Genomic DNA, 12,097 nt, shown 5'->3' with positions numbered 1-12,097 from the left:
TTGCTGTGGTCTTTCTTCAACAGTCTATGGGGCGAATATCGTTCTTTTACCGATTCCAATATCACTTACGGCATTTTTCAAGCCAAACCTGAAGACGTACGTCTGCATTGGCGTGACAGCGAGGGTAAAGATTATCAATCTTTACCTAACTTAAAACATGCGTTGGAAAAAAATTTTCAAGTGAAAATGCTCATGAATGCCGGGATTTATAGTAAGAATAATGTGCCGGCGGGCTTATGGGTTGAAAACGGCAAAGAATTGAATGCGCTTAATACCAAACGTGGTACGGGCAATTTTCATGTCCAACCGAATGGCGTTTTTGCATTGGTAGGCGCGCAACCTTATATTTTGACAACGAAGGCTTATCAACAGAAAAGGCTAAAACCTACCTTTGCCACGCAATCCGGTCCGATGTTATTAATTGAGGGGGAAATTAACCGTCAATTTAAACCGACGTTAGAAAGTTATCACAAGCGCAATGCGGTATGTTTGGATAAACAACATCGTCTTTTCTTTATTATGACCACGAAAGGTGAGCCGAATCTTTATACTTTCAGTCGAGGTTTGCTAAAAGTAGGCTGTTACAATGCGCTTTATTTAGATGGCACGATTTCCGATTGGTATATTCCGAATAGATTTAATAGTTTTCACTGGCGTCATTTTGTCGGTATGATTTCCGTGGCGGAATGAATAAAAAATAACAAAAGCGTTTTTTTTATAATCAACTAAGCTTAAAAAACGGATTTTTTACAAAAAGTGATTGACGCGATAGGGGCAAATCAGCATAATACGCCCCGCAAAGCTAATATGGTTAAGCAGATGGCTACATAGCTCAGTTGGTTAGAGCACAACACTCATAATGTTGGGGTCGCAAGTTCGAATCTCGCTGTAGCCACCATTTGCGGGACTGGCGAAATTGGTAGACGCACCAGATTTAGGTTCTGGCGCCGTGAGGTGTGTGGGTTCAAGTCCCTCGTCCCGCACCATCGCTTTGTAAGTCAAAATAGTGATTGGGGTATCGCCAAGCGGTAAGGCACCGGGTTTTGATCTCGGCATTCCTAGGTTCGAATCCTAGTACCCCAGCCATATTATCCTAAAAGTTTCCTTATATTCTTGTTTTAAGAGTTTCCATTGGGGTATCGCCAAGCGGTAAGGCACCGGGTTTTGATCTCGGCATTCCTAGGTTCGAATCCTAGTACCCCAGCCATACTATCTTTTCTTATTTCAAACTTCAAAAATTGAAATTCCTTTTCTTGGGCGCATTTAGCGCACATAAAAATGCGCTAAATGAGTTACCTATTTTAATATTGCCTAATCCATTGCCCATTTTTAATTCTTTGCCGTAACATTCTTTTTAATATCTTGTATTTGCGGAAAATTACCTTTCACTTCAATGGGCTCAATCATAGTTAGGATTGTTATAAAGCCTCTATTTTGCTTGCGTTAAATCCAATACCTTAATTAGTGCGGCAAAAAATTTGTCATTTTCTTGCGGCAAGCCGATACTCACGCGTAAATGATTTGGCATACCGTAACCGGCAATCGGACGCACGATTACGCCTTCGCGTAATAACGCCTCATAAATCGGCGCAGCGGGTCGTTTGAAATCGATAGTGATAAAGTTACCTTTCGATGGAATATAATCCAAATCGTATTGTTGGCAAAATTGCTCGTAACGAGCCATTTCAATGCGGTTGTTTTTCGCAACCTTAGTTACGAATTCATCGTCGTTCATTACCGCAATGGCGGAAGCCAGCGCCAAACTGTTGCAGTTAAACGGTTGACGCACGCGATTTAATAAATCCGCAATTTCCGGGTTAGACACCGCATAACCGATACGTAAGCCCGCCAATCCATAGGCTTTGGAAAGAGAGCGTGAAATAATCAGATTAGGGTATTTTTTCAATAACCCGAATGAATCTACGCGTTCTTCCGGAAGGGTAAATTCAGTATAGGCTTCATCAAGCACCACAATGACGCTTTCTAGTACTTTCGCTAAAAATGCGTCAAGTTCTTGCTCAGTTAAGAAATTACCGGTCGGATTGTTCGGGTTGGCGATAAAAATCAGTTTAGTTTTGTGGGAAAGTTCGGTTAAAAATCCGGCTAAATCATGCCCCCAGTTTTTCGCCGGAATCTCTTTGTCGACCGCATTGATAGCTTTACTGACAAGCGGATAAACAATAAAGGCATATTGCGAATAAATCACTTCGTCGCCTTCGCCGGCAAAGGTGTGAGCGAATAATTCCAATAAATCATTGGAACCGTTGCCGAGAGTGATTTGGTTCGGTTGTATGTCGAATTTTTTTGCGATCGCTTGTTTGAGCTCAAAACCGTTGGCGTCAGGATAGCGCGTAAGATTGTCTAATTGGTTGCGGATTGCTTGTTTGGCGCTTTCCGGAAAGCCAAACGGATTTTCGTTAGAGGCTAGTTTGACGATGTCGGAAATGCCGAGTTCGCGTTCGAGTTCTTCAATTGGTTTACCGGCTTGGTAAGGAGAGAGGGATTTTACGCCTTGGTTGGCAATGTCGATGTACTGCATGAATGATCCTATAAGAAAACGGACACGCTAGGGTGCCCGTTATGATAAAACGAATAATTAAGCGTTTTCAGCTTCAAATTTTTTCATAAATTCGATGAGTGCTAGCACACCTTCTAACGGCATGGCGTTATAAATAGAGGCACGCATTCCGCCCAGTACTTTATGTCCTTTTAAGGCTTGCAAGCCGGCTGCGGTGGATTCTGCCACGAACTTCGCATCAAGTTCAGGACTGCCGGTTACGAACGTTACATTCATGGTTGAACGGTTTTCTTTTGCTATCACGTTGCGATAAAGTTTACTAGAATCAATGTAATCGTAAAGAGTTTGCGCTTTACGTTCGTTACGTTTTGCAATAACCGGTAAACCACCAATGGCTTTGATATGTTTGAATACAAGAGAACATAAATACCACGCAAACGTTGGTGGCGTGTTGATCATAGAATCTGCATCACGTTGCGTTGCATAGTTCCAAATTGACGGAGTTTCTTTGCGGGCATGGCCGATTAAATCATCGCGAATAATCACTAAAGTAATGCCGGCTGGGCCTAAGTTTTTTTGGGCGCCAGCGTAAATTACCCCGAATCGATTAATATCAATTTCGCGTGAAAGAATGTTAGAAGACATGTCTGCTACCAGCACCGCATTGCCCACGTTCGGCACATCAAAAATTTCTACGCCGCTAATGGTTTCATTCGGGCAGTAGTGAACGTAATCGTATTGTTCGGTGATATCGCTAAAATCAAGTTTGGTAACACGGGTTTTATCGCCGTTTTCGACGATGCTAATTTCATCGATTTCGGCAAAGTTGCGTGCCTCTTTGGCGGCGGTCGCTGACCAATGTCCACTGTTCAAATAAAGGGCTTTGCCTTTTTTACCGATTAAGTTCATCGGCAATGCGGCGAATTGACCGCGCGCGCCACCTTGTAAGAAAAGCACGCGATAGTTGTCGGGAATGTTGTACACTTCGCGTAGATCTTTTTCCGCTTCTTTAATTAAATCCATAAAGTATTTACCGCGATGACTCACTTCCATCACGGAAACGCCTTGACCTAACCAATCGGTGAGTTCGGCTTGCGCTTTGTGTAACACTTCGGGGAAAATCATGGCCGGGCCGGCACTAAAATTGAAGACTTGAGACATTGTGTTTCCTTATTTTTTAGAAAAATAGTGGTTACGTTTTATCACTACGAAAGCGTGGAATCAACGCTTTTTATGTAAATTCTCACTTTTTTTGATATAGCCTACAAATCTGATTTTAAGGTTTTGACGAATTGACAAAAAAAGGCTAAATTACGGCCACTTTTTGTCTAGTTAAGAGAACAATTATGGAAACTGTAAATAAACAATCGTTTCAAGATGTGTTGGAATATGTGCGTATGTATCGTTTAAAAAATAAACTAAAACGTGATATTGAAGATATTGGTCGTAAAATTCGTGATAACCAAAAACGGGTGTTATTGCTTGATAACTTAAATCAATATATTCGCGACGATATGGATATTGAAGAGGTGCGCGCGATTATCGAAAGTATGCGCGATGATTATGAAGCGCGTGTGGATGACTACACTATCCGCAGCGCGGAACTTTCTTCTGAGCGTCGCGAAATCAGCGCTAAAATGAAAGAGCAAAAACGCGTTCACGCGGATTTGGCGAAAAAGGTTAATAAAGTCACTATATAATTGAAGATATTGGTGGTCGATTACATGTTAAGATTTTAAGATGCAGTGCGCACTGCTCTTAATAATTAAATCTAGCTTACATATAAGGCTTTTTATTGTATAGCGCTTAAATTTAGTCTGTTCCTCACCGTAATATTCAGATTCCTTCACTGAAATTTTAATGTCCTGAGAATTGTCATAGATGGAATGTTTAGGTTTTGACATTCCTATTTTTTCGCTTGTCGTATTGAGTACTATAAGTTTGAAGATGTAGTGCTTAAGTTCCAGTAATATTTGCCTATAAAAAATCTGTACCTTAAATAGATTGGGGTTTAGTGTTCAGGTTTTGGAGGGGAGAACATTTTCATCTTTTCTCTTTTGATAGGCGATCCCATGCATAAAAAATTGCAAAATGTCTTTTAATAATTGTTGTTCGTTGCCGATATAATGCTGTTGCAACGTCGGTGTATTTAACATTTCGTCGATTTTTTGGATGATTACATCGATTAAGGTTATGGGAAAATCATCACGAATCACTTTGCGTTGTTGTAACGTGCCAAAAAAATGATGCATATAGTGGTATTTTTCTTGTGCCATTTTATGAAAGAACTGCTGTAATTCTTCGTTGCGGTGCGCATTTAAATCTGCTAATACCGACGGAGAATAAAGCGTCGCCATAGCCTCCTGCTGCATATCCAAAATGCGTTGAATAACTGTCTCCAAATTCGCTTGATTATGCAATAACCGTTCAAATTCAGCGCGCATTTTATTTTTTTGTTCTTCAAACAAGCTTTCTACCAACGCTTCTTTTGTTGCAAAGTGTTTGTAAAATGTGACTCTGCTAACTCCTGCCAACTGACAGATTTCCGTAATAGATGTAGCAATCCAACCTTGTTTATAAAAAAGCCTCATGGCGGCTTGCTTTAATACAGAATCTTTTTTCATTTTTACTCCTTAAACGGTCAATAAAATAATCGAACACTTTAAATTGTCAAATATTATATTTGAGAAGAATTCTTATTTACTTTTTGTTTTAGATTATGTTATGTTTACAATAATTGATGTTAAATCTTAAAAATGTAAACCTAAAAGGTGTTCTTATGAAAAAAACTAATATGCCATTAAATTTAATCGCGCTATGCATAACAGGGACCTATTCTCTTGCAGTTTATGCGGACAAAATACGTGATATGAATATGTTAGACGAAATCACTGTGACCGGTGAAAAATTCGAACGTAGTCAATCATCTACTGGTTCAAGCACATCCGTGGTAACCGCCGATCAACTCAAACGAGAAGCCAATTTACTGTCTGCGACCCAATTATTAAAACGCGATGTGAATATTTTAGACACCGGCTTGGGCAATGACTTACCCACTGTGCGTGGCGTTGACGGATCCGGCCCGGCGGTAGGTGCGGTGGCATTTTTTGCCGGTTCTCGCCCAAGACTAAATATGCAAATTGACGGCAGAACCTCCAGCTATAACGAACTGGCGTTCGGTACAAAATCCCTCTGGGATATGAAACAAGTGGAAATCTATCGTGGGGCGCAAAGCTATGCCCAAGGGCGTAACGCCATTGCTGGTGCGGTGGTCATGACCAGCAATGACCCAACGCAAGAATGGGAAGGTGCCGCGAAATTAAATATGGGGAATCATCGATTGGCGCAAACAGCCGCCCTGATTTCAGGTCCGGTGGTGAAAGACGAATTAGCGTTTCGTTTAAGCGTAGATCATCAACAACGCGAAACTTCTGTGGATTTACCGCATTATGATCCCGTTGGTAACCCACGTTGGTTTAAAGCCACCAATACCCGCGCCAAATTACTGTGGACGCCGTCTGCATTGCCGGATCTCTATAGCCGTTTAACGTTCAATCATTTAAACGCAAGAGCGCCACAAAGCGAAACAGAGTTACAACCTAATTCACCACGTTACACGCCGGAACGCCCGGTATTCCAAACTCGCTCTGCCAGCACCATTTGGGACATTGGCTATCAACTCTCAGATCGTTGGAAATGGGAAAATAAATTGGTTTATACCCACTTTATTCACGATAGAAAAACGACTTCGCCATTCAACACCGCATTGCCGCCAAATCGTCGAGGTGTTCCGGCTCGCGTTGATGGCAATGAATTCCAAATTGAACCCATTGTAAAATACGAAAGCGAAAAATACCGTGGTTTATTCGGTTTGTTCTATTTCAATGCGAAACAAGATGAAAGTGTTACGATGCTCAACGGACGCATTGCTCGCACGCCGATTACAACAAATTTTAATGATAAAACGAAAACCAAGGCGGCCTTTGGTGAAATTACCTTTACGCCGGATATTCCGTTTGAATTAACGCTTTCTGCTCGCTATGAACAGGAACATCATCAGCGTAAAGGAAAAAGTGCGATGTTTTCCATCAACCGGGATAAAAAATACAATGTCTTCCTGCCAAAAGCAGATATTGCATGGAAGATTAACGATGATCAACGCTTAGGCTTTAAAGTAGGCAAAGGTTACAATCCGGGTGGTGCCGGTGTGACCTTCGGTGTCCCATACACCAGCTATGAATATGACGCGGAATATGTCTGGAACTACGAACTTTATCATCGTTGGACATCCGCAGATAAACGCCTACGCATTAACAGCAACCTATTCTATAACGACTATAAAGACATGCAGTTACCGTTCACCCTTGGTCCAAATTCCATCGTGATCCGCAATGCCGATAAAGTCATTACCTATGGTGCGGAAATCAATACCGAATGGCAGGCTACGGAGAAACTGGCACTCAATGCGGGCATCGGGATGTTAAAAACCGATATTAAACGTTATCCAAACAGCGGCATTGAAGGGAATAAACTTGCTCGCGCACCGAGTTTCAGCGGAAAAGTGGGGGCCAATTATCGTCTTCTTGACCACCTAGAAATTGGCACCAATTACAGCTACAACAGCAGTTATTATTCCACTGCCGACAACTTAGCCAATGGTAAAGTAGGGCATTATGACCAACTTGATGTTTATTTAGCGTACGACTTTAAGCATGCCAGAATCACGCTTTATGCCGACAACGTGCTTAACTCACGCAAAGATATCTTACTCGTACCGCGCTCTGGCGACATTACCCGTCAGCCGGAACGCCAAATTGGGCTTTCTACCGAGTTAAGATTCTAAGCAATGAGTAAGCAGCACCAACAAATTTGCCAACCAGTTGCCGCGCAATTACGCGCCTCAATGTGGTTGGCAACCTTCGCACAAGGCTTAAAAATCGGGATTTGGCTTTTGATGATCCACATTGTGTTCACCGTCAGCCAATCTCTTACATTTCCTTATTGGCAGATTTTTGCGCTGCTTGCCATTTCCATTTTGTATTACACTTGCAAAATTAAAGCGCACGACAAATCTCATTATGCGGCCTTTGAATTGGAAAAAATGCTACGCCAACAGCTTGCGAAAAAAATCAGTCAATTATCGTTAGGCAAAGTCAATGAAATCGGTTCAGGCGGTTTAACCAAAGTGCTGTGTGATGACGTAAATGAATTGCACACCTTTGTTGCCGATGCACCGCCTCTTAAAGCGGAGGCTTATTCCACACCGATTTTTGTGTTGGCGGCATTGTTTTGGTTAAATTGGCAAATGGCATTGGCTGTGGTGATTTTCCTTGTCGTGTTGTTTACGATTCTGCAACGTTTAATGCAAAAAAGTCGCTTGAATTATCGTGATTACGGTGCTGCTGTGAGCCGAATCAATAGCGCGATTATTGAATATATTCAAGGCATGAGCACGATTCGCACCTTTGATGCGGGACAAAGTTCGTACAGCCGTTTTAGCACCGCATTGGAAAATTTTAATCAGGTCATCTTCGCTTTTTTAGCCAAAGTGGGCGCGCCAACACGTCTTGCCCGTTCGCTCTTTACGCCAATGCCGATCATGCTGTTTTTGATCGTGTTAGGCGTGTATTTACACTCGCTTGCGCTGCTTTCCACCTTTGGCTTTTTTGCCTTTTTAGTATTAGCCGCCGGGTTAATTGAAACCATGCATCCTTACATGGGGCTGTTTCATTTGTTGGAACGCTCCCGTGCCGCCATTGAACGCATTAACGAAATAAAAACGTTGGAAAATGCCACCGCACTTTTACCGCTACAAACGCCAAAGGGGTATGCGGTTCAATTTGAACAGGTCAATTTCAGCTATGATGCCGACAAAGCAACACTGAAAAATATCGACTTCAGCGTGTCGCAAAATAGTTTTACCGCCATTATTGGCACTTCAGGCTCCGGCAAAACTACCTTACTCAATTTGCTGTTGCGCTTTTGGGATGTCGATAGCGGAAAAATTACCTTAGGTGGTGCGGATATTCGTCATATGGAACAAGATCAACTCATGAAATATTGTTCGGTCGTATTTCAGGATAATTTCTTATTTTCTTGCTCTATTGCCGAGAACATTGCTTACGGTATAGAAAATGTGACGGAGGAAGCGATTATCAATGCCGCCAAACAAGCCCGCATTCACGACTTTATTATGACTTTGCCGGAGCAATATCAAACAAAAGTGGGGGAACGCGGACAATTATTGTCAGGCGGACAAAAACAACGTATCAGTATAGCCCGCGCCTTTTTACAAAATCGCCCGATTTTATTGTTAGACGAACCCACTGCCTTTTCCGATGCAAAAAACGAGGCGGATTTAATGCAGGCATTTCATGCGCTGATGCAAAATAAAACAGTGATCATGGTAGCGCATCGCCTGTCTAGCATTACCCAAGCCGATCAAATTATTTATTTAGAGAACGGCAAAATCATCGCTCAAGGCAATCACCAAGCCTTGTTGCAAACCAATGTTGCCTATCAAACCCTTTGGGCGGAATATCAACAGGCAAAATCTTGGACTCTACATTAGAGAATGTTATGCAATCTTACTTTAATCCTGAAACTCAACGTGTAAAAAGCCTGTGGCAAACTTATCACGCCTTGTTTACCGCCGCCCAACAGCAACAAAGCGCATTCTTACGCTGTCTCGCTTTTGCGGCACTGTCTGCAACCTTATTCGGCGTGGCTATCGGCCTGCTGTATCCGCTGCTTTTGGCATTAGAACAAACTGAAGCAGGACAAAGTGCGGTCATTTTTTGGAGTGTTTTGTGTGGCGTGCTTTTAATCGCCAGCCTCCTTTTCCGTATTTGGGCGGAATATTATGACACCAAAGGTGATTCATTTTTGGCGACATATCAATTAAGACGTCAACTAGGCGAAAAACTTCGCCGCGTATCTCTTGCCGTCCTCAGTGGATTTCGTGCAGGCGAACTCAGTGCCGTTGCCATCCAAAGTATTAATGAAGCCACAAATTACGCATTCAGTTTAATTAGTATTCTAATTTACGGCATCGTAACACCTGTGTCTGCCGCCCTTTGTCTTTGTTTCTTTGATTACCGCTTTGGGCTGCTGATCTTCATTATTTTCCCGCTTATCGTGCCACTTTATTTATGGCGGAGAAAAGCTTTCCGTCGTGGATTCAGTATTTTGGCAGAAGCTAATCAGCGACTTAAAGGCGAAACTATTGAGTTTGTGCAAGGTTTGGAAATTCTGAAATCAACAGGGCAAACTGAAAACAAACAACATATTTTCAACCGTGTGATTGAAGATGTCGCCAACATTCAACGCATCGGCACTAAAAAAGGCGAACGCCCGAATTTGATTATTACCTCAAGCATTCAATTCAGCCTGATTGCGGTATTAATTGTTGGCACATTTTGGGTGATTTCCGGTAGCGCTCATTGGGTATTGTTAGCCACAGTGCTGATTTTAATTGCGCGAATTTCAGATGTATTGAACTTCTTTGTGCAAATGTCTTCGCTCTTAGAAATTTTTGTGATCAGCTGTGAAAAATTTGAAAAACTGATGGCATTGCCTGAATTGGCGGAAAATCATGGCAGCAGATTACCCACCGATTATCGCATTCGCTATGAGCATGTCCGCTTTGGTTACAATGCCGAAAAAAACATCCTAAACGACATTAATCTGGACATAAAACCTAATAGCCTCAATGCTTTTGTGGGCACCAGCGGTTGTGGTAAAACAACATTACTCCGCTTGTTGTTGCGTTATGCTGATCCGCAATCAGGGCGAATTACGATCGGCGGTATCGATATTCGGGATGTTAGCCAAGAACAGCTCATGCGCTTAATTTCTGTGGTGTTTCAAGACGTGTATTTATTCCAAGACAGCGTATTAAATAACATCCGAATGGCAAAACCCAATGCCACCGATGAAGAGGTGATTCACGCCTGCAAACTTGCCCAATGCCATGATTTTATTCAGGCATTACCACAAGGCTATCAAACGCAAGTTAATGAAATTGGGAGTAATTTTTCCGGCGGTGAAAAGCAACGACTTGCGATTGCCCGAGCGATTTTAAAAGACGCGCCGATTCTCATTTTAGATGAACCGACAGCATCGTTGGATACCCGAAATGAGCTGGCAGTACAAAAAGCGCTGGATCAGCTGGTTAAAGACAAAACCGTGTTGATTATCGCTCACCGACTTTCCACCATTGTGGGCTCGCATTGCATTTATGTGTTAGAAAACGGCAACATTGCCGAACAAGGCACGCATCAAACACTCTTAGAACAAAAAGGACGTTATGCAGCGTTTTGGCAATGCCAACAAGGCAACATCACTCACTAAACAGGATTGGGCGATCCTTGCCACGACCGCCGGCTTTAAATTTTGCGTAGTGGCGTTTTATATGATTGGCCTCATCACCATGTTAAAAGAGATGGGGTTCGATCTTAAACAGCTTAGTTGGTTCTATTTGCTTGGTGGAATGGAAATGGCGAAATTCATCGTTTCACCGTTAATTGAACGCTATCGTCTCAAGCGTATCGGGCAATTTCGCGGCTGGTTATGCCTTTCCTCGCTAATCATTTTTATTGCCCTATTCATGTTGCATTTCATCCAACCGCAACAAGATTTTATACTGCTTATGGTGGCATGTGTGCTATTGAACCTAAGCAGTCTATTTTTCGGTTGTGCGGCGCTAGGATTAACCTGTGTCATCCTGCCTTTTGAGCAACGTGGCTTTGGCGGTGTCATTCAGGTGATCGCAGGACGCGTGGGTAAAATGCTTGGCGGCGGTTTGGTGTTACTGATTTATCATCATTACGGCTGGCAAAGTGCGGTGGATTTAATCAGTGTTTTTGCGCTACTGCTGCTCCTACAAATCAGCCTATATTCAGAACCTACAGTTACGGCTGAATCGCAAAATCCGCCATTGCATTTTTTATTCACACGGTTTTTCCACTTTTGGCAACAACCGCACATTTCATTTCGTTGGTTGATTTTATTGTTATTTGTGTTTATTCCCAGCGGCATGGTGGTCAGTAGTTTCATTCCGCGTCTAAATGCCTTGGGCTGGAGCAGCCAACACATTGGGCTATTACTTTCCGTATTCGAACCCCTTTGTGCTATCGCCTTTGCGCCGCTAAGTGGTCTATTACTCAAAAAATATTCTCGGGTTTCTGTCACCCAATGGGTATTATTTAGCCAAATCTTTGCCTTCTGCTTATTTATTTTATTTGAATATGTCGGCACGGATTTTCCTTATCTTATCGCCGCGCCGATTTTATTGTTAAGCATCACATACGCGTTGCTGGTGCCGTGCTTGCTCGTCATGATTATGGATAAATCCAATCAAACTTACGCCACGCTCGACAGCGCATTGCAATTCTCTGTCGCCCTCTTCGGCGCCTACCTAGCAGGCTTTGTCTCCCTACGCCTCGCGCATGCCTTTGGCTATCTCACAGTTTACCTCACCGCCACCTTCATTGCCGTTGGAATATGGCGATTTTTTGGATGCCGAAAAGAAGCACTGTCTTAATTTCAAGATAATTTTCTACGGCATACTGCATATAA

At 42.6% G+C, this 12,097-nt stretch carries 9 protein-coding genes and 4 tRNA genes; 10 read left to right on the top strand and 3 right to left on the bottom strand.

Features of this window, described 5'->3' with window-relative positions; genetic code table 11:
• From AB3F25_RS05860 to AB3F25_RS05840, 5 genes are all read left to right on the top strand, one after another.
• The gene (locus AB3F25_RS05860; RefSeq protein WP_373602938.1) at nt 1-690 is read left to right on the top strand and encodes a phosphodiester glycosidase family protein; all 690 of its coding nucleotides are present in this window, start codon (nt 1-3) and stop codon (nt 688-690) included.
• A 131-nt stretch (nt 691-821) separates the two neighbouring features.
• Nucleotides 822-898, top strand: a tRNA-Met gene (locus tag AB3F25_RS05855).
• A 3-nt stretch (nt 899-901) separates the two neighbouring features.
• A tRNA-Leu gene (locus AB3F25_RS05850) sits at nt 902-986 on the top strand.
• Nucleotides 987-1,011: 25 nt separating this feature from the next.
• Nucleotides 1,012-1,086: transfer RNA gene (locus AB3F25_RS05845), tRNA-Gln, on the top strand.
• A gap of 46 nt (nt 1,087-1,132) precedes the next feature.
• Nucleotides 1,133-1,207, top strand: a tRNA-Gln gene (locus tag AB3F25_RS05840).
• 222 nt (nt 1,208-1,429) lie between these two features.
• Here the strand turns inward: AB3F25_RS05840 and hisC are convergent.
• On the bottom strand, nt 1,430-2,539 hold the full coding sequence (hisC, locus tag AB3F25_RS05835; RefSeq protein ID WP_373602937.1) for a histidinol-phosphate transaminase: 1,110 nt from the start codon (nt 2,537-2,539) through the stop codon (nt 1,430-1,432).
• 57 nt (nt 2,540-2,596) lie between these two features.
• Nucleotides 2,597-3,679 carry a 3-phosphoserine/phosphohydroxythreonine transaminase gene (gene serC, locus AB3F25_RS05830; RefSeq protein WP_373602936.1) on the bottom strand — a complete coding sequence of 361 codons (1,083 nt, stop codon included), beginning with the start codon at nt 3,677-3,679 and terminating at the stop codon, nt 2,597-2,599.
• Nucleotides 3,680-3,864: 185 nt separating this feature from the next.
• Here serC and AB3F25_RS05825 point away from each other — a divergent pair, with 185 nt between their 5' ends.
• Nucleotides 3,865-4,218 (top strand): DUF496 family protein, encoded by a 354-nt coding sequence (locus AB3F25_RS05825; protein WP_373602935.1) that lies wholly within the window; start codon nt 3,865-3,867, stop codon nt 4,216-4,218.
• A gap of 318 nt (nt 4,219-4,536) precedes the next feature.
• On the opposite strand, the gene AB3F25_RS05820 is transcribed toward AB3F25_RS05825, so the two are convergent.
• Nucleotides 4,537-5,142, bottom strand: coding sequence for a TetR/AcrR family transcriptional regulator (locus tag AB3F25_RS05820; protein WP_373602934.1), 606 nt, complete (start codon nt 5,140-5,142; stop codon nt 4,537-4,539).
• Between the two features lie 155 nt (nt 5,143-5,297).
• On the opposite strand from AB3F25_RS05820, the gene AB3F25_RS05815 reads away from it, so the two are divergent.
• The 4 genes from AB3F25_RS05815 to AB3F25_RS05800 are packed head-to-tail and all read left to right on the top strand — an operon-like array spanning nt 5,298 to nt 12,062.
• On the top strand, nt 5,298-7,361 hold the full coding sequence (locus AB3F25_RS05815) for a TonB-dependent receptor (protein WP_373602933.1): 2,064 nt from the start codon (nt 5,298-5,300) through the stop codon (nt 7,359-7,361).
• Nucleotides 7,362-7,364: 3 nt separating this feature from the next.
• Complete coding sequence (locus AB3F25_RS05810) at nt 7,365-9,089, top strand: ABC transporter ATP-binding protein (RefSeq protein ID WP_373602932.1); 1,725 nt, start codon at nt 7,365-7,367, stop codon at nt 9,087-9,089.
• A gap of 8 nt (nt 9,090-9,097) precedes the next feature.
• Complete coding sequence (locus tag AB3F25_RS05805; RefSeq protein ID WP_373602931.1) at nt 9,098-10,870, top strand: ABC transporter ATP-binding protein; 1,773 nt, start codon at nt 9,098-9,100, stop codon at nt 10,868-10,870.
• Nucleotides 10,827-12,062, top strand: coding sequence for an MFS transporter (locus AB3F25_RS05800; RefSeq protein WP_373602930.1), 1,236 nt, complete (start codon nt 10,827-10,829; stop codon nt 12,060-12,062). Before AB3F25_RS05805 ends, AB3F25_RS05800 begins: the two co-directional genes overlap by 44 nt.
• Nucleotides 12,063-12,097 lie beyond the last annotated feature (35 nt).

This window comes from Aggregatibacter sp. HMT-949 (genome assembly GCF_041734645.1).
Classification (GTDB): Bacteria; Pseudomonadota; Gammaproteobacteria; order Enterobacterales; family Pasteurellaceae; genus Rodentibacter.
The sequence above is the reverse complement of the archived record's forward strand: the minus strand, read 5'-3'. Positions and strand labels throughout refer to the sequence as shown.

Bases quoted from the DNA above. Each gene is read 5' to 3' on its own strand.
- serC (WP_373602936.1), bottom strand. From the start codon at position 3,679: ATGTCTCAAGTCTTCAATTTTAGTGCCGGCCCGGCCATGATTTTCCCC.
- AB3F25_RS05815 (WP_373602933.1), top strand. From the start codon at position 5,298: ATGAAAAAAACTAATATGCCATTAAATTTAATCGCGCTATGCATAACA.
- AB3F25_RS05825 (WP_373602935.1), top strand. From the start codon at position 3,865: ATGGAAACTGTAAATAAACAATCGTTTCAAGATGTGTTGGAATATGTG.
- AB3F25_RS05800 (WP_373602930.1), top strand. From the start codon at position 10,827: ATGCAGCGTTTTGGCAATGCCAACAAGGCAACATCACTCACTAAACAG.
- AB3F25_RS05810 (WP_373602932.1), top strand. From the start codon at position 7,365: ATGAGTAAGCAGCACCAACAAATTTGCCAACCAGTTGCCGCGCAATTA.
- AB3F25_RS05820 (WP_373602934.1), bottom strand. From the start codon at position 5,142: ATGAAAAAAGATTCTGTATTAAAGCAAGCCGCCATGAGGCTTTTTTAT.
- hisC (WP_373602937.1), bottom strand. From the start codon at position 2,539: ATGCAGTACATCGACATTGCCAACCAAGGCGTAAAATCCCTCTCTCCT.
- AB3F25_RS05805 (WP_373602931.1), top strand. From the start codon at position 9,098: ATGCAATCTTACTTTAATCCTGAAACTCAACGTGTAAAAAGCCTGTGG.